Annotated in this window: 20 protein-coding genes and 1 pseudogene; 6 read left to right on the top strand and 15 right to left on the bottom strand. The window is 72.1% G+C overall.

Going from position 1 to position 17,637, the window contains the following annotated elements; translation table 11 throughout:
• Nucleotides 1-19: 19 nt before the first annotated feature.
• Nucleotides 20-478 carry an Lrp/AsnC family transcriptional regulator gene (locus CLV70_RS23660; RefSeq protein WP_106128766.1) on the bottom strand — a complete coding sequence of 153 codons (459 nt, stop codon included), beginning with the start codon at nt 476-478 and terminating at the stop codon, nt 20-22.
• A gap of 67 nt (nt 479-545) precedes the next feature.
• Between CLV70_RS23660 and ddaH the strand changes: the two genes are divergently transcribed.
• On the top strand, nt 546-1,373 hold the full coding sequence (ddaH, locus tag CLV70_RS23665; RefSeq protein WP_106128767.1) for a dimethylargininase: 828 nt from the start codon (nt 546-548) through the stop codon (nt 1,371-1,373).
• Nucleotides 1,374-1,423: 50 nt separating this feature from the next.
• Nucleotides 1,424-1,996 carry a bacterial proteasome activator family protein gene (locus CLV70_RS23670; protein WP_106128768.1) on the top strand — a complete coding sequence of 191 codons (573 nt, stop codon included), beginning with the start codon at nt 1,424-1,426 and terminating at the stop codon, nt 1,994-1,996.
• On the opposite strand, the gene CLV70_RS23675 is transcribed toward CLV70_RS23670, so the two are convergent.
• From CLV70_RS23675 to CLV70_RS23690, 4 genes are all read right to left on the bottom strand, one after another.
• A complete protein-coding gene (locus CLV70_RS23675; protein ID WP_106128769.1) occupies nt 1,991-2,800 on the bottom strand; it encodes an HAD family hydrolase in 810 nt (269 codons plus the stop codon). The two genes, CLV70_RS23670 and CLV70_RS23675, sit on opposite strands and share 6 nt — an antisense overlap.
• Complete coding sequence (locus tag CLV70_RS23680) at nt 2,800-3,612, bottom strand: HAD family hydrolase (protein ID WP_106128770.1); 813 nt, start codon at nt 3,610-3,612, stop codon at nt 2,800-2,802. The genes CLV70_RS23675 and CLV70_RS23680 overlap by 1 nt, the downstream gene beginning before the upstream one ends.
• A 108-nt stretch (nt 3,613-3,720) precedes the next feature.
• Nucleotides 3,721-4,983: a serine--tRNA ligase gene (gene serS / locus CLV70_RS23685; protein WP_106128771.1), complete on the bottom strand. Its 1,263-nt coding sequence runs from the start codon at nt 4,981-4,983 to the stop codon at nt 3,721-3,723.
• Nucleotides 4,984-5,031: 48 nt separating this feature from the next.
• Nucleotides 5,032-5,778: a hypothetical protein gene (locus tag CLV70_RS23690; protein ID WP_106128772.1), complete on the bottom strand. Its 747-nt coding sequence runs from the start codon at nt 5,776-5,778 to the stop codon at nt 5,032-5,034.
• Nucleotides 5,779-5,844: 66 nt separating this feature from the next.
• Between CLV70_RS23690 and CLV70_RS23695 the strand changes: the two genes are divergently transcribed.
• From CLV70_RS23695 to CLV70_RS23705, 3 genes are all read left to right on the top strand, one after another.
• Nucleotides 5,845-6,273 carry an OsmC family protein gene (locus tag CLV70_RS23695; RefSeq protein WP_106128773.1) on the top strand — a complete coding sequence of 143 codons (429 nt, stop codon included), beginning with the start codon at nt 5,845-5,847 and terminating at the stop codon, nt 6,271-6,273.
• A 68-nt stretch (nt 6,274-6,341) separates the two neighbouring features.
• Nucleotides 6,342-6,683: a metallopeptidase family protein gene (locus tag CLV70_RS23700; protein ID WP_106128844.1), complete on the top strand. Its 342-nt coding sequence runs from the start codon at nt 6,342-6,344 to the stop codon at nt 6,681-6,683.
• 54 nt (nt 6,684-6,737) lie between these two features.
• Nucleotides 6,738-7,472 (top strand): AIM24 family protein, encoded by a 735-nt coding sequence (locus CLV70_RS23705; protein WP_106128774.1) that lies wholly within the window; start codon nt 6,738-6,740, stop codon nt 7,470-7,472.
• Nucleotides 7,473-7,880: 408 nt separating this feature from the next.
• Here the strand turns inward: CLV70_RS23705 and pheA are convergent, their stop codons facing one another.
• From pheA to CLV70_RS23730, 5 genes are all read right to left on the bottom strand, one after another.
• Nucleotides 7,881-8,837, bottom strand: coding sequence for a prephenate dehydratase (pheA, locus tag CLV70_RS23710; protein WP_106128775.1), 957 nt, complete (start codon nt 8,835-8,837; stop codon nt 7,881-7,883).
• Between the two features lie 99 nt (nt 8,838-8,936).
• The gene (locus tag CLV70_RS39780; protein ID WP_158277809.1) at nt 8,937-9,548 is read right to left on the bottom strand and encodes a hypothetical protein; all 612 of its coding nucleotides are present in this window, start codon (nt 9,546-9,548) and stop codon (nt 8,937-8,939) included.
• 332 nt (nt 9,549-9,880) lie between these two features.
• Nucleotides 9,881-10,267 (bottom strand): ACT domain-containing protein, encoded by a 387-nt coding sequence (locus tag CLV70_RS23720; protein ID WP_106128776.1) that lies wholly within the window; start codon nt 10,265-10,267, stop codon nt 9,881-9,883.
• A gap of 87 nt (nt 10,268-10,354) precedes the next feature.
• Nucleotides 10,355-10,825: a hypothetical protein gene (locus tag CLV70_RS23725; protein ID WP_106128845.1), complete on the bottom strand. Its 471-nt coding sequence runs from the start codon at nt 10,823-10,825 to the stop codon at nt 10,355-10,357.
• A gap of 170 nt (nt 10,826-10,995) precedes the next feature.
• Nucleotides 10,996-11,733, bottom strand: a complete 738-nt coding sequence (locus tag CLV70_RS23730) for a hypothetical protein (RefSeq protein WP_106128777.1) — start codon at nt 11,731-11,733, stop codon at nt 10,996-10,998.
• A gap of 326 nt (nt 11,734-12,059) precedes the next feature.
• Between CLV70_RS23730 and CLV70_RS23735 the strand changes: the two genes are divergently transcribed.
• Nucleotides 12,060-13,364: an arginine deiminase gene (locus CLV70_RS23735; RefSeq protein ID WP_211303851.1), complete on the top strand. Its 1,305-nt coding sequence runs from the start codon at nt 12,060-12,062 to the stop codon at nt 13,362-13,364.
• A 47-nt stretch (nt 13,365-13,411) separates the two neighbouring features.
• Here the strand turns inward: CLV70_RS23735 and CLV70_RS41210 are convergent.
• The 5 genes and pseudogenes from CLV70_RS41210 to CLV70_RS23760 form a co-directional block, all read right to left on the bottom strand.
• Nucleotides 13,412-13,642, bottom strand: a pseudogene (locus CLV70_RS41210) (glycoside hydrolase family 16 protein); the annotation flags it as partial.
• 360 nt (nt 13,643-14,002) lie between these two features.
• A complete protein-coding gene (locus tag CLV70_RS23745) occupies nt 14,003-14,884 on the bottom strand; it encodes a DUF5926 family protein (RefSeq protein ID WP_106128778.1) in 882 nt (293 codons plus the stop codon).
• Nucleotides 14,885-14,981: 97 nt separating this feature from the next.
• Nucleotides 14,982-16,427: a sensor histidine kinase gene (locus CLV70_RS23750; RefSeq protein WP_106128779.1), complete on the bottom strand. Its 1,446-nt coding sequence runs from the start codon at nt 16,425-16,427 to the stop codon at nt 14,982-14,984.
• Nucleotides 16,428-16,510: 83 nt separating this feature from the next.
• Nucleotides 16,511-17,305 carry a glycerophosphodiester phosphodiesterase gene (locus CLV70_RS23755; protein WP_106128780.1) on the bottom strand — a complete coding sequence of 265 codons (795 nt, stop codon included), beginning with the start codon at nt 17,303-17,305 and terminating at the stop codon, nt 16,511-16,513.
• Nucleotides 17,302-17,637, bottom strand: coding sequence for a rhodanese-like domain-containing protein (locus CLV70_RS23760; protein WP_106128781.1), 336 nt, complete (start codon nt 17,635-17,637; stop codon nt 17,302-17,304). Before CLV70_RS23760 ends, CLV70_RS23755 begins: the two co-directional genes overlap by 4 nt.

The raw sequence follows: 17,637 nt of genomic DNA on the forward strand, positions 1-17,637 counted from the left end.
TGGCCGCCGCGGGTTCCGGCTAATTGGTCGCGGGCACCGGGGTGGGGGTCTCGACGAGGCGGGACAGCACCACCATGCTGCGCGTGGAGGTCACGAACGGCTCGGCGCGGAGCCGTTCGAGCGCCTGCTCGAGGTGCGCGATGTCGGCGGCCCGCAGGTGCACGAGCGCGTCCGCCTGCCCGGAGACCGTGTACGCGCCGACCACCTCGGGGTGCCGCCGGGTCGCGACGGTGATCTGCGCCGGGGTGGTGCGGCCGGTGCAGAACAGCTCGACGAAGGCCTCCGTGGTCCAGCCGACGGCGGCCGGCTCGATGACGGTCGTGAATCCCTTGATGACGCCGCTGGAGCGCAGCCGGTCGACGCGCCGCTTGACCGCCGGCGCGGAGAGGGAGACCTTGGCGCCGATCTCCGCGTACGAGGCTCGGGCGTCGGCCACCAGCAACGCAATGATTCGCTTGTCTACGGCGTCCATCTGCAACGATTCGCCTCCGACGAGCAAGGGATTGAGCTGTTTCGGCCGTCTCAGCCTACCTACCCTTTACGACATGAGCCACACGGAGCGCTTGCCGCGAAACAGGACATACCTCATGTGTCCCCCCGAGCACTTCACGGTCGAGTACGCCATCAATCCCTGGATGGACACCACCGTCCCGGTCGACCCGGCCCTCGCGCTCAAGCAGTGGCATCTGCTCCGTGACACCCTCAGCGACCTGGGGCACGCCGTGCATGTGCTCGACCCCGCCCCCGGCCTGCCCGACATGGTGTACGCCGCCAACGGCGCGTTCTCCGTCGACGGCAAGGTGTACGGCGCCCGCTTCCGGCACCCGCAGCGTGCCGCCGAGGCCGACGCGCACCGCCTGTTCTACGCCGGCGGCTCGTGGACGTACGCCGACCCGCTGCACATCAACGAGGGCGAGGGTGACTTCGCGTACCTGCCGGGGGCGTACGGGGGCCTGATCCTGGCCGGGTACGGCTTCCGCACCGACCCGGCCGCGCACGCCGAGGCGCAGGAGGTCCTGGGCCGTCCGGTGGTGTCGCTGCGGCTGGTCGATCCGGCGTTCTACCACCTCGACACGGCCCTGGCGGCGCTCGACGACCGGCACATCACGTACTACCCCGAGGCGTTCTCGCCGGCGTCGCAGCGCGTCCTCGCCCAGCTCTTCCCGGACGCGGTGATCGCCGACCGCGCCGACGCGGAGGCCTTCGCCCTCAACCTCGTGAGCGACGGGCATCACGTCGTGCTGAACACCGAGGCGATGGCGATGGGCGAGAAGGTCCGCGCGGCCGGCTACACCCCGGTGCATGTGGAGCTGAGTGAGCTCAAGCGGGGCGGCGGCAGCGTCAAGTGCGTCGTGGCCGAGCTGCGCCCGTAGCGAAAGCCCCTGATGTGGGGCGGTGGTGGATGCGAGGGAAGATGGATCGCATGACCGACGACACCCGCACCCAAGACAAGCAGGAAGACGGCTCCGTCATCGTGGTGGGCCCCGACGGCCGCCCGCTGGGCACGGTGGAGTCCGACGGCACGATGAAGGCGGAGGAGCCGGGCAACCTGATCGAGCAGCCGGCCAAGGTCATGCGGATCGGCAGCATGATCAAGCAGCTGCTCGAGGAGGTCCGGGCGGCTCCTCTCGACGAGGCCAGCCGGGGCCGGCTGCGGGAGATCCACCAGCGCTCGATCAAGGAGCTGGAGGACGGCCTCGCGCCCGAGCTGCAGCAGGAGCTGGAGCGACTGTCCCTGCCGTTCGAGTCCGAGACGCCGCCGAGCGAGGCGGAGCTGCGCATCGCCCAGGCTCAGCTCGTGGGCTGGCTGGAGGGGCTGTTCCACGGCATCCAGGCGGCGCTGGTCGCGCAGCAGATGGCGGCCCGGCTCCAGCTCGAGCAGATGCGCGGCGGGCAGGGGCGCCCGGCGCTGCCGATGGGCCCGAACGGGATCATCCCCGGCATGCCCGGCCAGGGCGGCGGCGACGGCACCGGCCGCACCGGCCAGTACCTATAACCCGAACAGCTCCTCCAGGTACGCGGCCACCCCGTCCTCGTCGTTGGTGAGCGCCACCTCGTCGGCGATCTCCTTGACGGCGGGGTGCGCGTTGCCCATCGCCACGGAACGGCCTGCCCACGCCAGCAGGGGCAGGTCGTTCGGCATGTCCCCGAACGCGACGACCCGCTCGGCCTCGATCCCGTCGCGCTCGCAGAGCCAGGCCAGGCCGGCGGCCTTCGTCACGCCCGCGGCGGAGATCTCCACCAGCGCGGACTTGGACGAGTGGGTCGCCTCGGCCAGAGCACCGAGGGTGCGGCTGACCAGCGCGGCGAACTCGTCGGGGCCGTGACTCGCGGAGCGGGCCAGCAGCTTCACCGCCGGTGCCGAGGTCAGGTCCTCCGGGGCGGTGAGCAGGCGTACCGAATCGTGGTCGCCGTCCCAGTGCAACGGCCAGCTCTCCTCGTACCAGAATTTTCTGCCGTCCTCGACCTCCACCGCGAGGGTGACGTCGGGCACCGCCTCGCGCAGCCGCTCGGTCACGTCGAGGAGCAGGTCCACCGCGAGCGGAGCGGCCCGCAGAATCTCGTCGGTGCCGGGGTCGTAGACCACGGCGCCGTTGGCGCAGACCGCCGGCAGCGGCTCGGCCATCTGGTCGTAGAGCTGGCGCAGCCAGCGCACGGGCCGGCCGGTGACCAGGACCGCCGGCACGCCGCGGTCCTGCAACCGGTCGAGGATCTTGATCGTACGGGGACTGAGCGTGCCGTCGCTGCGGATCAGGGTGCCGTCGATGTCCGAGGCGACGAGGCGGAATTGCTGAGGCATCACCTCGACAGTAGCCGGTCGAGATAGACCGCCACCCCGTCCTCGTCGTTGCTCGACGTGACCTCGTCGGCGACCGCGAGCAGGGTGGGATGCGCGTTGCTGACGGCCACCCGGCCCCAGCCCGCCCAGGCGAACATGGGCAGGTCGTTGGGCATGTCCCCGAAGACGAGGACATCCCCGGGATCCACCCCGACGGCCTGCGCGACCACGGCGAGCCCGGTGCCCTTGTCGACGTCCGGCGGGCAGATCTCGACGTAGTTGAGCCCGGCCTGGGTGACCGTCGCCACCTGCGGCGGGATGATCCGCTGGGCGGCGGCGAGCAGGTCGTCGACGTCACGGGTGAAGGACCGCGCGAACGCCTTGATCACCTCGCCGGTGAGGCACTCGGCCCGGGTACGCGCCTCCACGGTGACCGGGTAGCGCCAGGTCGGGTCGAAGTCGCCCCAGAGCGGGGCGTCGTCGTGCTCCAGCGCCTCCACCATGACCGAGAGCGGCCCGACCTCGGCCTCCAGGTTCTGCAGCGCGATGGCCAGGTCCCGGCCGGGCAGGCGCGTGCTCCGCAGCAGCTGGGACTCGTTCTGGTCGATGACCCAGCCGCCCTGCGCCAGCACGAGGAAGTCGGCGGCGCGGATGTCGTTGCGGGTCAGCTCGGTGAGCCGGGGCCCGCGGCCGGTGGCGCCCACGATCCGGATGCCGGCGGCCCGGACCCGGTCCAGCACCTCGTGCGTGTACGCGGAGACCGTGTCGTCGCTGCGGACGAGGGTGCCGTCCAGGTCGGTCGCGATGAGCTTCGGCAGACCGGGTCTGGTCATCTGAACCTCCGAGGGTGGGGCTACCCCCGCGGAGGGCGGAAGGAAAACGTTACACCGGCCCCGCTACCAGCGGCTATGACTTCAGGTAGCGGGACGGTGGATTAACGGTTAGCGAATCGGTTCCAGGACGTCCCGGCCGCCCAGGTACGGCTGGAGCGCCTTGGGGACGCGTACCGAGCCGTCGGGCTGCTGGTGGTTCTCCAGGATCGGGATCAGCCAGCGGGTCGTGGCGAGCGTGCCGTTGAGCGTCGCCGCCGTCTGCGGGCGGCCGTCGGCGTCCCGGTAGCGGATGTTCAGCCGGCGCGCCTGGAACGTGGTGCAGTTCGACGTCGAGGTCACCTCGCGGTAGCGACCCTGCGACGGTACCCAGGCCTCGCAGTCGAACTTGCGGGCCGCGCTCGAGCCCAGGTCACCGGCGGCGACGTCGATCACCCGGTACGGCACCTCGACCTTGGCGAGCATCTCCTCCTCCATGGCGAGCAGCCGCTGGTGCTCGGCCTCGGCCTCCTCGGGCCGGCAGAAGGAGAACATCTCCACCTTGTCGAACTGGTGCACGCGCAGGATGCCGCGGACGTCCTTGCCGTGCGAGCCGGCCTCCCGGCGGTAGCACGACGACCAGCCCGCGAACCGCTCGGCGCCGCCGTCGAGGTCGAGGATCTCGTTCGAGTGGTACGCCGCCAGCGGCACCTCCGACGTACCCACCAGGTACAGGTCGTCGGCCTCGAGCCGGTACACCTCGCTCGCGTGGCTGCCGAGGAAGCCGGTGCCCTCCATCGCCTCCGGGCGGACCAGCGACGGGGTGATCGACGGCGTGAAGCCCCGCTCGACGGCCTGGGCGATGGCCATCTGCAGCATGCCGAGCTGCAGCAGCGCGCCGACGCCGGTGAGGAAGTAGAACCGCGAGCCGGACACCTTCGCGCCGCGCTCGGTGTCGATCGCGCCCAGCGCCTCGCCGATCTCGAGGTGGTCGCGGGGCTTCTCGATGGCCGGGATCTCGCCGACCTCGCGCAGCACGACGAAGTCGTCCTCGCCGCCCGGCGGCACCCCGTCCTGCACCAGGTTGGGCACGGCCAGGTGGGCCCGGCGCAGCGCCTCGTCCGCCGCGGTCGTCGCCGCCTCGGCCGTCTTCACCTCGGCGGCCAGCTCCTTGGTGCGGGCGAGCAGCGCCGCGCGCTCGTCGCCGGAGGCCTTCGCGACCTGCTTGCCGAGGGACTTCTGCTCGGCCCGTACGGCCTCGAACCGCTGGGTGGCGGCCCGTCGCTCCTCGTCGGCGCGCAGCAGCTCGTCCACCTTGCCGGGGGACTCGCCGCGCAGTCGCTGGCTGGCGCGGAACAGCTCGGGTTCTTCGCGGAGCAGTCGCAGGTCAATCACGATTGATGAGCCTACCGGCGCCCGTGTCCGGTCTTCACCTGGATATGCCTAGCTGGGCTTGTCCCGGCTGTCGTCGGAGGCCGTCCACGGCTGGGCCGGGGTGACGGTCAGGTCGAACGGCGCGTCGGGCGGCGTCTCGTCCTCGGCCGACGGCCGGCGCCACGACCACACCGGCGGCGGCCCGGCCTCGGCCTCCTCCCCGGCCGCCGGCTCGCGTCCCGGCGCCGTGACCGGCGGGTACAGCCGTCCGGCGAGATACACGGCGAGCAGCACCAGGACGACTCCGAACGCCGCGCACCACGGGCCGCGGCCGAGCGTCAGCGTGATCTCGTCGCTGTCCAGCCCGCTCACGTCGAGCTGCCCGGCCACCCGGGTCGTCTCGTCGAGCGACGACCACAGCGCCAGCACGATCGCGAGCTGCACACCGCCGGTGCTCAACGCGGTGAGCCGGGCGTACACGCGGCCACCGGGCGGCCCGAAGAGGGTGAGCACCACGCTCGCCGTCAGCAGGAACAGCCCGACCAGGTACGCCGCGCCCCAGCCGCCGAGGTCGGCCACCGTGGCGCCGAACGCGCGGGTGCCGGTCTGCACGTCCCGGAACACCGTGGCGTCGATCTCGGTGAGCTGCCACTCGGAGACCAGCGACCCGAACAGCGCCAGCGCGCCCAGGGCCGCGGCGAGCGGCACGAGCCGCCGGTCGGTGGCGAGGCCCCGGAGAAAGGCCGGCACGCCGGTCCGGCGGGACGGCGGCGGTTCCGGGCCGAATTCGACCACGGCCTCCTGCGGTTCGGACATGCCCCAATCATTGCCCGCCCGGCGTCCACCGGCCAGCATCGCCGGCGATGGACTAGCGTCTGAGGCATGCCTATTCGCACTGCTTCCGCCCGCTGGTCGGGCAACCTCACCGAGGGCTCCGGCTCCATCAAGACCGGAAAGGGCGGGTACGAGGGGAACTACTCCTTCAAGTCCCGCTTCGAAGAGGGCGAGGGGACCAACCCCGAGGAGCTCATCGGCGCCGCGCACGCCGGCTGCTTCTCGATGGCCTTCTCGAAGGCGCTCGCCGACGAGGGCTTCACCCCCACCTCCGTCGAGACCACCGCCAAGGTGCACCTCGACAAGACCGACGCCGGCTTCAGCGTCACCCGCATCGACCTGGAGACCGTCGGTGACGTCCCGAACGTGGACGCCGGCACCTTCCAGAAGATCGCCGAGGCCGCCAAGGAGAACTGCCCGATCTCCCGCCTGCTCTCGCCGGGCGCCGAGATCACCCTGAACGCCACGCTTTCCTGAACCACCCGCGATCCGGTGCTCCACCCGCTCTCAGGTGGGTGGAGCACAATGGTCCGGTGCCGGTCGAGATGAGCCGTGAGCGCTTCGAGGAACTGGTGGGCGAGGCCCTCGACGAGGTGCCCCCTGACCTGCTGCAGAAGATGAGCAACGTGGTCATCCTGGTGGAGGATCTGCCGCCGGACGGCAGCCTCGGGCTGCTCGGCCTCTACGAGGGCACCGACCTGACCCGCCGCGGCTGGGACTACGCGGGCGTGCTCCCCGACCGGATCACCATCTACCGGCTGCCCACCCTCGCGGTCTGCGACACCGAGACCGACGTCATCGACGAGGTGGCCATCACGGTGGTGCACGAGATCGCCCACCACTTCGGCATCGACGACCAGCGGCTGCACGAGCTGGGTTGGGGTTGATCGCTTGTCGCCGGGCCTTACTCTCTGAGAGTCAACGCCTACAGGAGGACCTCCATGCGCAGCGAACTGTTCTCGGCCGACAATCTTGAGAAGGAGTCCTCCCAGCCGGGGCTGCGACTCCAGAATTCCAAGCTGCTCAAGGCGGAGCTGAACGGCGAGTTCATGGCCCGCGTCGGCTCGATGGTCGCGTACCAGGGCCAGGTGCAGTTCGAGGCGCTCGGCTCCGGCGGCATCGGCAAGTTCCTGAAGCAGAAGCTGACCGGCGAGGGCGTGCCCCTGATGAAGGTCAGCGGCCACGGCGACGTCTTCCTCGCCGAGAACGCCGCCGACATCCACCTCATCGACCTCGAGCCGGGCGACGGCCTCTCCATCAACGGCGCGAACGTCCTCGCCTTCGACGCCACCCTCAACTACGACATCAAAATGGTCCAGGGCGCCGGCGCGCTCTCCAACGCGGGCCTGTTCAACTGCGTCTTCTCCGGCTACGGCCGGATCGCGGTGACGACCAAGGGCACCCCGGTGGTGCTCACCGTCGACCAGCCCACCTACGTCGACCCGCAGGCCGCGATCTGCTGGTCGGCCAACCTGCAGACCGGCTACCACCGCGCCGAGCAGCTCGGCCTCGGCACCCTCCTGGGCCGCACCACCGGCGAACGCTTCACCATGAGCTTCGCCGGCCAGGGCTTCGTCGTGGTCCAGCCGTCCGAGGAACCCCCGGGCGGCCTCGCCGGCGCCGCGGGCGGCCAGCAGCAGCAGGGCGGCATCCTCGGCAACCTGCTCGGAAACTAGATCAAGAGCTTTCTGTCGTAGCTCGGTGGGTGGTGCGGACCGCAACTCCCGTCGAGGCCGGGCCGGGGCCCAGCATCCGCTGGCCCTGGCCCTTCATTCTGCGTGAGTGGCCACCCCGCCTCGCTGCGCCTCGGCGCCACCCCCAACGGAGCCGCCGCCGGGTCGCCGCCGCGGAGCCGCCGCTGGGTCGCCGCCGCGGAGCCGCCGCTGGGTCGCCGCCGGGTCGCCGCCGCTGGGTCGCCGCCGCGGAGCCGCCGCTGGGCCGCCGCCGGGTCGCCGCCGCTGGGTCGCCGCCGCGGAGCCGTCGGCGTTGAGCTGGCCCGGTGAGCCGGTTGTGAGATGAGCCCGTGAGCTGCCGCTATGAGGCCTCGCTCGGCTTAGCCGGCCCGGTGAGCCGACTCGGAGGCGTCAGGAGGGTTCGCCGGTGCGGAGGCGGTCGAGCCAGGCCGCGCTGTCGGCGAAGTCCTCGTTCGTGAGGCCCGGCTGGGAGGGCGGCGGCTCCTCGCGGGCCTTCTTCGACCAGCGGTGGCGCGGGTACGAGCCCAGGAACCGCACCTCGGCGCAGAGGCGGCGGAGGCCCTGGAGCGCCTCGCCCAGCCGGGTCTCGGCGACGTGGCCGGTGCAGTCGAGGAAGAACACGTAGACGCCGAGCTGTTCGCCGGTCGGGCGGGACTCGATGCGGGACAGGTTGATGCCGCGTACGGCCAGCTCGGTGAGCACGGAGAGCAGCGCGCCGACCCGGTCGTGGGCGATCGAGACGGCGAGGGAGGTCACGTCGTCCCCGCTCGGCGGCGCGGGCGGCCCGGGGCGGGAGAGCAGCGCGAACCGGGTGACCGCGTCCGCGTGGTCGGCGATCTTCTCGGCCAGCACGGTGAGGTTGTTCCGCGGCACCCCGATCGGCGCGCAGATCCCCGCGTCGTACTCCCCGGCGGCGGCGGCGATCGCGGCGGCCGCGTTGGACAGGACGTCCACCACGACGGCGTCGGGCAGGTTCGCGCGCAGCCAGTTGCGGCACTGCGCGGACGCCTGAGGGTGCGCGGCGACCGTACGGATCGAGGCCATCGGCGTCAGCGACGCTGAGGCCAGCACGAACTCGACCGGCAGCACCACCTCGCGGGTGATCACCAGCGGGCTGCCGGTGCCCAGCTCGTCCAGGGTCACCGGAACGGCCCCGCCCACCGAATTCTCGAGCGGCACCAGGGCGGCATCGGCCTCGCCGTTGCGCACGGCCTCGAGCGCCTCGGGCACGCTCCGGGCCGGGGTCCGGATGCCCCGCTCGGCGGCGGGAATCGTGCGCAGCGCCTGCTCGGTGAAGGTCCCCTCGGGTCCGAGGTAGACGAAGCGGGTAGGTGGCGTCCCGGGCATTCCCCCACCCTAGAGCCACCGGCCGCGGTCCGTGCCGACGCCGCCCCGGGTCAGGCGCAGCTCCGCGTCAGCGCTGGGCAGGGTTGGGCGTCGGCGTGGTCAGGCGCCGCAGGCTCGGACCCGGACGCCGGGGGGTGCGTCGTCCCGCACGCGCTTGCTGCACACGTCCGTGCCGGCCTCGACGAGTTGCAGCGCCGCCGGGCTGCCGGTGGTCACCACGAACAGGGGCTCGTACTTCTCCTCGCCGCGCCGGGCCACGATCTCGATCGTCGCGAATTGCCACGTACCCGAGCAAAATGGTCCGTCGATGACCTTGAGCTCGCGGTCCGGGATGCCGGCCGTTCCCTCGACGACCGCGACGATCTGCGCCGGGCTCGGGCCGCCGGTGCACTTCGGCGCGGGCGGCGGCGCCGGCGTCGCGGGTGAGGTCGTCGGCGGGGTCGTGACGACCGGCGGCGGCGTATACGGCACGGTCGGCAGCGTGGCGTTCGGCAGCCCGGTGGGTGGCAGCACCCCGGTGGGCAACGTCGTCGGCACCACCACGGGCGGATATCCCGGCGCGGACGCCGAGGCGGTGACGGTGCCGGCCGGGCCCGGTGGCGGCGCCGTCAGGGGCGGGGCCGGCGGTTCGCCGCACCCCGCCAGCACCCCCGTGCCGCTCACGACCAGCGCGAACAACGCGCAGGCCCGGCGGCGACCATTGCGCAGCACGCGCCCATGGTAAGGCGTCCGAGGCCGGTGAAACCGTATCGATTCGGTCGCGCCACGCCCGTGGAAGCCCGGCCGGTCCAGGGACCGCGAAACGCACCCTGCGCGGGTGGGAGCCCGGCCGGTCCGGGGACCGCGGAGGGCATGCCGCGCGGGTGGGGGCGCGCGCTCGGTCTGGGAGCGCGAAACGCATACCGCGCGGGCGCCGGGGGACCGCGCAACGCATCCCGAGCGAGTGCCGCGGACCGCGAGATGCGAGATGCGAGACGCGAGATGCGAGACGCGTGGGCGGGTCTCGGGGCCGTGCGGGAGGTGGCGGGCCGCGGCGCCGGGGCTCAGGCGGTGATGCGGTGGCCTACGGCCGTCAGGGTGTCCATCGCCTCGGTGAGGCGGACCTGCGGCACGAGCAGGTAGTCCGTGTCGTACGTCGAGAAGGCGACGATGTTGACCCGGGCGTCGGCCAGCGGTCCGACCAGCGAGGCGAGTATCCCGGTCAGCGCCAGGTGCATCGGCCCCACCACGCGCAGGCAGCGCCACGCCGCCTCCACGGTGGCGCCGTCGGGGATGCGGTCGCTCGGGCAGATGACTGACATCTCGTCGGGTGCCCAGGTGACCGAGATGACGCCCTTGTCCGGACCGCTGCTGAGGGAAGCAGGCAGGGCGGATCCGGCCGGCAGCCGGCACACCGCGTACTCCTCCGGTAGCAGATCTAGATCGAGCATGAGGGGAACACTACGGTCCGAACCCCGTTCACCCCAATGGGTTACCGGTGCGGTGATCGCCACACGAACGGACGGACTGTTCCGGTGTCAGTAGCGGATCGCCGAGAAGAACGTGAGGGAGGCGACGACCCGGCCGTTCTCGAGGATCGGGGTGGCGATCGCGTCGACCGTCACGTGCCGCTCCTCGTTCGGCTGCTGGATGCGCATCAGGCCGCGGGCCAGCCGCTCGGAGGTCAGCGCGAGCCGGGGCGGGATCTTCTCGATCTCCTGCTCGGTCAGGTCGCCGCCGCCGGCGGTGAAGTCGATGAGGCGCAGGGCGCCCTCGCCGCCGAGCAGGGGACGGCCCACCACCTCGGCGCCCTTGCCCAGGCCGAGCAGGTCGCTGGCGGAGGGCGAGACGGCGACGATGCTGTAACCCACGTCGATCACCAGGCACGGCTCGACGGCCTGCCAGACCGTCGCGGCCCACCGGTCGATGTTCGAGACGAACTCCGATTCGTCCGGCGTCCGCGCCTGGGGCACGAACGCTCCCGACAGTGAGAGCTCGACGTGCGCCACCCGCACCTCCCTGTTATCCGTGCCTCGGGCGAACCTGACTCCGGCCGGACCGACGAAGCCGAGATCCGCGGCTCCGGAAAGGCTCCGGAACCCACCGTCTCACACTTCGAGTGTCCGGCCGGCGTCGCTCGCGTCAAGCCTCGACCACGAGCGGTGCGCTCCAAGGAACGTTACCGGCGGGTCGCCCGCTTGTCAGCGGCCGTTTGGCCCCCGGCGTACCAGCGGTAGTCACCGCCGGGGCGGTAGGGCGCGTTTGCCCAGGTGGCGGGGTGTTGAGCGACCTCGGAGAGTTTGTTCGCGGTGGCCGGCGAGATGCGCGCACCGCCGGCGATCAGGAGGCGGTCGAGCTCCTTGTGGGTGGCCACGAGACAGTCCTTCGGCAGGCCGTGGACGCTGATCACGCCGGAGCCGACGAAGGCCAGCACGGGCGTCACCGGCACGGTGAGACCGACGGCGGAGCTCATGGCGCGACCGGCACGCTTCGCGTCGCGGCGCGCGTCAGCCACGTACGCGGGACGCTTGCCGTTGATCTGCACCACGTCACCGGCGATCAGGACGCGGGCGCGACCGTGGTCGGCGACGGTGACCGCGTAGACGCCACCGGGGCCGATGGCGAGGAAGCCGGCCCGTTCGTCGCTGGGGTCGTGCTCGTAGCCCAGCGAGTCGGTACGCGGCCAGTCGACGATGTGCCAGGCGGGTCCCAAGCGGTCGAGGCGGGTCAGCGCGCGGGCGCCGGCCGCTTCGAGCCGGCGCGCGTCACGTTCGGCGCGACGACGACGGGCCCACTCGACGGGGCTGGGCCGGACCGGTTCGATGGCCGCGGGCGGTGCGGCGCGTCGAGGGTCGATCGCGGGGGGTTGGGGGCGATGGGGGATGGGCAGGGCGGGGCGAGCGGGGAAGACAGTCACTGCGACCTCCGGCAAAAGGTCCATCGGGCTCTCTGTCCACTACGGTAAGTGTTGGACCCGGTACAGAAGCAACCCATCGAAGGGGAAAGAAAGCGGAATGAGTGGGGATGAATGCCGCATTCACGCACAAGCTCTTTTTCCGTATGGTGCATCACGCGACCTAGGACTCCCCTGGGATCCGAAACATCCTCCGCCAAGTTAGCGTGCCCTTAGCGCGAGCGCATCCGTGTCCCGGATCTTGGCTCAACGTCACACCGCGGATGCGGACAGTGGGGACAAAAGCGGCTCGCCGCGCTGCCCGATCCCCGAGGTTCTAGGCTCGGTACGTGCCCCCTTACGTGGACAGTGAAGTCGCCAGGCTCGCCACCGTCATGTTGCACCGGCCCGGCGCGGAGCTCGCGAGGCTGACGCCGAGGAACAACGACAGCCTTCTCTTCGACGGCATCCCCTGGGTCGGCCGCGCCCAGGAGGAGCACGACAGGTTCGCCCAGGCGCTGCGCGACCGCGGCGTCGAGGTGCTCTACCTCGGCGAGCTGCTGGAGCAGACGCTCGAGGTCGCCGAGGCCCGCGCCGAGCTGACCGAGGGGGTGCTGGCCGGCCCCCGGCTGGGCGACAGCCTGCGCGAACGGGTGGCGGCGCACCTGGCCGACCTCGGGCCCCGCGACCTCGCCCACGTGCTCATGGCCGGCCTGGCCCACGAGGAGGTCAAGCCCGGCCCGGGCAAGGCGGGCGGCCTGGTGTACGAGCTGATGGACCGGCACGACTTCGTCATCGACCCGCTGCCCAACCTGCTGTTCACCCGCGACTCCTCGGTGTGGGTACGCGACCGGGTGGCCGTCACCAGCCTCGCGATGCCCGCCCGCAACCGGGAGACCACGCTGACCCGGGCCATCTACACGCACCATCCGCGGTTCGCCGGCACTGAGCTGCTCTACACCCCCGGCCTCGAGCATGTGGAGGGTGGCGACGTGCTGCTGCTCGCCCCGAACGTGCTGGCCATCGGGGTGGGGGAACGCACCACCCCGGCCGGCGCCGAGCGGCTCGCCCGCCGGGTGTTCGCGGCCGGGCTGGCCCACACCATCCTCGCGGTGCCGATCGCGCAGGAGCGGGCCACCATGCACCTCGACACCGTCTGCACCATGGTGGACGTCGATGCCGTGGTGATGTATCCGAATGTGGCTGACGTGCTCACGGCGTACCCGGTGACCTCGGGTTTCGATGGTGAGCCGGTGGTGGGTGCGGCCCGGCCGTTCCTGTACGCCGCGGCGGAGGCGATGGGCATCGACCGGCTGCGGCTCATCGACACCGGCCTGGACCCGGTGACCGCCGAGCGCGAGCAGTGGGACGACGGCAACAACACCCTCGCGCTGGCACCCCGGCTCTGCGTCGCCTATGAACGTAATGTCGAGACGAACGCCCAGCTGGAGCGGGCGGGCATCGAGGTCATCGCGATCAGCGGCTCGGAGCTCGGCTCGGGTCGTGGCGGCCCCCGCTGCATGTCCTGCCCGGTCGAGCGCGCGTCGCTCGAGTCACCCCGTAAGTGCGACACGATGAGCTCGGGCACCGGCACCTCGGCCGAGTCCGCCCTGTCCGGGAAGTCGGAGACCGCGAGCATGAGCTGCACGGGATAGCCGGGTGCCTGGCCGACCCGCTTGATCACCTTGCCGTCGACGGCGAAGGTGAGGGAATCCGGCGCCCAGTCGACCGCGTACGTGTGGAAGTCGGCGACGTCGATCTCCAGCCGGGGCGCGGACCAGTCCTCGGTGAGTGCCGGGTCCCGGAACCGGTGCAGCCCCATGCCGACCTCGCAGCTTCCGTCGCGCACCGACGAGCCGAAGATCTCCATCACGCAGATCTCGCCGGAGCGCTCCGGGACGTCCTCGATCCCGGACATCCAGAACGCCACCATGGACCGCGGCGTCACCACTCCCCGGGCGCGCACCTCGACGTGCCCGTAGAGCGGTGTATAACCCCGGAATTCGGGTTCTTCGTACGCGACCAGCAACCCGTCCCGGAACGGCTGCCCGCCGACCGTGCTCCCCACCGGACCGGAGAAGCTCGCACTCTGGATGCCGGAGACGCGCAGCGGCCCGTCGTGCACCCCCTCGCACCACAGGCCCTGCTCCGGCGGGATGCTGAGCCGCAGCTCCCCGCCGGAGACCGTGTACGTCGCCGCCGACGCCTCCCGCGAACTCCAATGCGGCAGGTAGTGCGGCAGCCAGCGGCTGGTGTCCAGCGCGTCCCCGGCGAAGAGCTCCTCCACGACCGGCTACCGCAGGGTGAGCTGCCGGCCGATCAGTCCCTGCTTCGCGCGGCGGGCCGCGGCGTCGAGCGGCCCGGTCTCGGCGAGGGTGTCGGCGTAGCGCTTGGCGAAGTCGGCCAGCGGTGCCTCCCAGTCGGCGCCCTCCGGCTCGCCCGGCAGGTCCCACACCGGCACGAGGAGCCCGTGCGCGCGGAACATGCCGGCGAACTTGGTGTCCTCGCCGAGCAGCAGGTCACCGACCGCCGAGAGCCGGGCCAGGGCGTCCAGCGCCGCGTCCTCTGGGTCGGGGAGGACCCAGCGGACGTGGGCCTTGTCCGGCACCCGGCACCAGTACGCCGCGTGCGCCGCCGACAACCGCACCGTCGGGTAGATCGACGCGTTCGCCCGCTCGAGCGACGCCTTCACGGTGGCGTCCTCGGCCTGCTCGGCGTCGAGCCAGTACTCGAAGCCCTCGTGCATCTCGACCTCGAGCGGGCCGTCCACGAGGATGTCCTGGAGCCGCGGGCCCTCGCCGGGGAGCGCGGGCACGGCCACGGTCGCGCCCGGCTCGGTGCGCAACGCGCACAGGATCGCCTCGGCGACGTCGCGCGACACGTCCCCGGACTGGATGTGGCGCTGGAGGCCGACGAACACGCGGCCGTCCTGACGGGTCATCGCGGGCCAGGCCATCGGCAGGACCGTGGAGAGGGTGACCGGGCGGTCGCCGTACTCCTCGAGGATCTCCGGCTTGAGGGTCAGCGGCGCCGAGGCGGCCGGGACCAGTTCGCGCAGGGCGATCCACTCGGTCTCGTCGGCCAGGCCCTCGAACGGCCGGGCGACGAAGATGTCACGCACCTTGGGCTTGGACGCCGCGCCGGCGGCTCGGGGGTTCTTTCGACGCTTGCTCACGGCGACCCAGCCTAGGCGGTGCCGCGACGATCCGGGGTACGCGGCCCACCCGTGTCCACATCGATCTCGGATTCCTGCCCTTGGATGCCCGGGGCGCTCAGGCGCGCGGGAAGCGGACCTCGGCGACGGTGCCGCCGCCCTCCCGCGGGCGGAGCGACACCCAGCCCTGCTGCCGTTCCACGATCCGCCGCACGAGGTAGAGGCCGAGCCCGGCGCCCGGGTTGCGGGCCTGGTCCGCGGTGCCGCCCTGCCAGTACCGCTCGAAGGCGCGCTCGATGTGCTCGGGGCGTACGCCGACGCCGCGGTCGGCGACCCGGAACATGACCGTGGCCTCGTCGGCCGCCGCGGTCACCGTCACCTCGGTGTCGGCCGGCGAATACTTGTCGGCGTTCGTGGCCAGCTCGGTGAGGACCGTGGCGAGGGAATCCCGGTCGCCGAACGCCTTGGGCAGGTCGCCGGGCAGGTTCTCCAGCACGAGCCGGCGGCTCAGGTCGGCGGGGAGCTCGTCGGCCGCCGCGCGCAGGGCCTCCGCCAGGTCGAAAGGCCCCGGCGGGGAGCCGCCGACCTCGCCGTCGTCGCTGGTGGCCGAGAGCAGCCGGTCGACGAGCCGGGCCAGCTCGCCGGCGCGGGCGTTGACCACGCGTACCGCCTCCTGGCGCCCCTCCTCGCCGAGGGACTCCCAGTGGTTGGTGAGGGTGTCGGCGTACCCCTTGATCACGGTGACGGGGGTGCGCAGCTCGTGGCTGGTGACCGCGACGAAGAGGTCGCGGTCCTCGTGCCGGCGGTCCTGGTCGGTGGAGTCGCGGAAGGTCACCACGCGCATCGCCGGGGTGCCGGGCAGGTCGCCGGCGGTCACCTTCAGCCAGCGCCCGGACGGCAGGCGGTGGACGAGCACCTGCCCCGGCGGCGGTACGGGGAAGGGAAGCTCGCGGTCCAGCGTCTCGGCGGCCGTACGCCCGGTGAGCCGCTCGGCGGCCGGGTTCCACAGCTGCACGACGCGGTGGCGGTCGACGATGGCCAGCCCGTCGGCGAGCGCGGCCACCACCGGGCCGGCGCCGTGCACGGGCAGGCCGGTCTGGTCGCCGTACATGTGGGCGACCTGGGCGGCGAGCAGCTCGATGACCGCGTGGTGCTCCGGGGTGGGTTCGCCGGCATCGTCGCCGTACGACACGTGCAGGGCGCCGACGATCAGGCCGCCGACCTCGCACCGCCCCGCGAGCAGGTGGTGCACCCCGTCCCGGTCGGCATGGCGCTTGCGCATCTCGTGGAACGGGATGACCCGGGTGCGGCCGCCGGCGGACGGGTCGGCGTCGAGGCGCGGCACGCGCTGGCCCACCGAGCGGGTGCAGGCGCCGGTCGCCGCGATGATCCGGCCGTGGCGAGGGCTGTACTCGGCGAAGCCCGCGCCGATGCCGCCCAGCACCTCCCGGGCCAGGGAGACCAGCTGGTTCAGCGCGGCGAGCCCGGTTTCGCCCGCATTGATCCGGTCGAGGAGCGCGATCTGCCCTCGCGTGAGCGCGGCGTAATCGGGTCGATCCGGCATGCTGCGAGTCTGCCTCGCTTCCGCCGGTTTGGGCAGGGCGGTTCGTGGGGATCTTGCCGATTATCGGCGGGGAGTGGCCAGGGTCACACTCCGGGTGCGTTCTCCAGCCGGTCGATCACGAAGCGTGGGCGGTCGGTGATGATGCCGTCCGCGCCCTGGGCGAGCACGAGGTCGAGATCGGCCTCCTGGTTGACCGTCCACACGAACGTCCGGATGCCGGCGGCGCGCAGGGACTCGATCAACTGGGGCCGGGACCGGACCAGACCGACGCCCGGGCCGGCGATCCGGGCGCCGAACGGCAGCCGCCCCCGGCTCACGCCGGGAGGCAGGATCTCCAGCAGATACACGGTCGGGATGGCGGGTGCGAGCGCGCGGATCCGGCGCAGGGCGAGCGCGGCGAAGGACATCACGGTCACGCGTACGGGCGAGTCGGGCACCGGATCGGCCAGCTTGTGCCGCCGGAGCGTCTCGACCAGCCGGCGCTCGACCTCGGCTCCGTAGCGTGACGGATGTTTGGTCTCGATGAGTAACTGCACGGGCCGCCCGGTGTCACGCAGCGCCTCCAGGAGCGCGTCCAGGGTGAGCAGCCGGGTGTGCTCGCCCAGCGGCTCCTCCAGCTCCGCCGAGGAGGGGTGCCACGACCCGAAATCGAGCGCGTCGAGCTCCGCCAGGGTCTTGGTGCTCACCCGGCCCCGGCCGTTGCTGGTGCGGTCGAGACGCCGGTCGTGGACGCACACGAGGTGCCCGTCGCGGGTCAGCCGGACGTCGCACTCCACGCCGTCGGCACCCTCGTGGAGTGCCCGAAGGTACGCGGCGAGGGTGTGCTCGGGCAGCGCGTCGGCACCGCCCCGGTGGGCGAAGACGAGCGGCCGGCTCACAGCACGCGGGCCGGCTGACCGTTCTCACTGACGACGTCGCGCCCGTCGGCGGCCCAGGCCTGCATGCCGCCGTCGAGGTTGCGCACGTTGTCCCACCCGTTGCCCATGAGATAGGAGACGACCTGGCCGGAGCGCCCGCCGGAGCGGCACACCACGACGACCTCGGTGTCGTGCGGGATCTCGGCGATGCGCGCCGGGACCTCCATCATGGGCAGGTGGTGGGCGGCGGGGGCGTGGCCCGCCTGCCATTCGTCGGGCTCGCGCACGTCGAGGAGATAGGCCGACGCGTCGACCTGCGCGGGCGTCACGCTGGGTACCTGAGGTCCGAACAC

Origin of the sequence: Pseudosporangium ferrugineum (assembly GCF_003002065.1) — a bacterium.
Classification (GTDB): Bacteria; Actinomycetota; Actinomycetes; order Mycobacteriales; family Micromonosporaceae; genus Actinoplanes; species Actinoplanes ferrugineus_A.

What these genes read in the sequence shown, in the direction of transcription:
- ddaH (WP_106128767.1), top strand. Translation starts at nt 546, where the DNA reads ATGAGCCACACGGAGCGCTTGCCGCGAAACAGGACATACCTCATGTGT.
- CLV70_RS23670 (WP_106128768.1), top strand. Translation starts at nt 1,424, where the DNA reads ATGACCGACGACACCCGCACCCAAGACAAGCAGGAAGACGGCTCCGTC.
- CLV70_RS23675 (WP_106128769.1), bottom strand. Translation starts at nt 2,800, where the DNA reads ATGCCTCAGCAATTCCGCCTCGTCGCCTCGGACATCGACGGCACCCTG.
- CLV70_RS23680 (WP_106128770.1), bottom strand. Translation starts at nt 3,612, where the DNA reads ATGACCAGACCCGGTCTGCCGAAGCTCATCGCGACCGACCTGGACGGC.
- CLV70_RS23690 (WP_106128772.1), bottom strand. Translation starts at nt 5,778, where the DNA reads ATGTCCGAACCGCAGGAGGCCGTGGTCGAATTCGGCCCGGAACCGCCG.
- CLV70_RS23695 (WP_106128773.1), top strand. Translation starts at nt 5,845, where the DNA reads ATGCCTATTCGCACTGCTTCCGCCCGCTGGTCGGGCAACCTCACCGAG.
- CLV70_RS23700 (WP_106128844.1), top strand. Translation starts at nt 6,342, where the DNA reads ATGAGCCGTGAGCGCTTCGAGGAACTGGTGGGCGAGGCCCTCGACGAG.
- CLV70_RS23705 (WP_106128774.1), top strand. Translation starts at nt 6,738, where the DNA reads ATGCGCAGCGAACTGTTCTCGGCCGACAATCTTGAGAAGGAGTCCTCC.
- pheA (WP_106128775.1), bottom strand. Translation starts at nt 8,837, where the DNA reads ATGCCCGGGACGCCACCTACCCGCTTCGTCTACCTCGGACCCGAGGGG.
- CLV70_RS23720 (WP_106128776.1), bottom strand. Translation starts at nt 10,267, where the DNA reads ATGCTCGATCTAGATCTGCTACCGGAGGAGTACGCGGTGTGCCGGCTG.
- CLV70_RS23750 (WP_106128779.1), bottom strand. Translation starts at nt 16,427, where the DNA reads ATGCCGGATCGACCCGATTACGCCGCGCTCACGCGAGGGCAGATCGCG.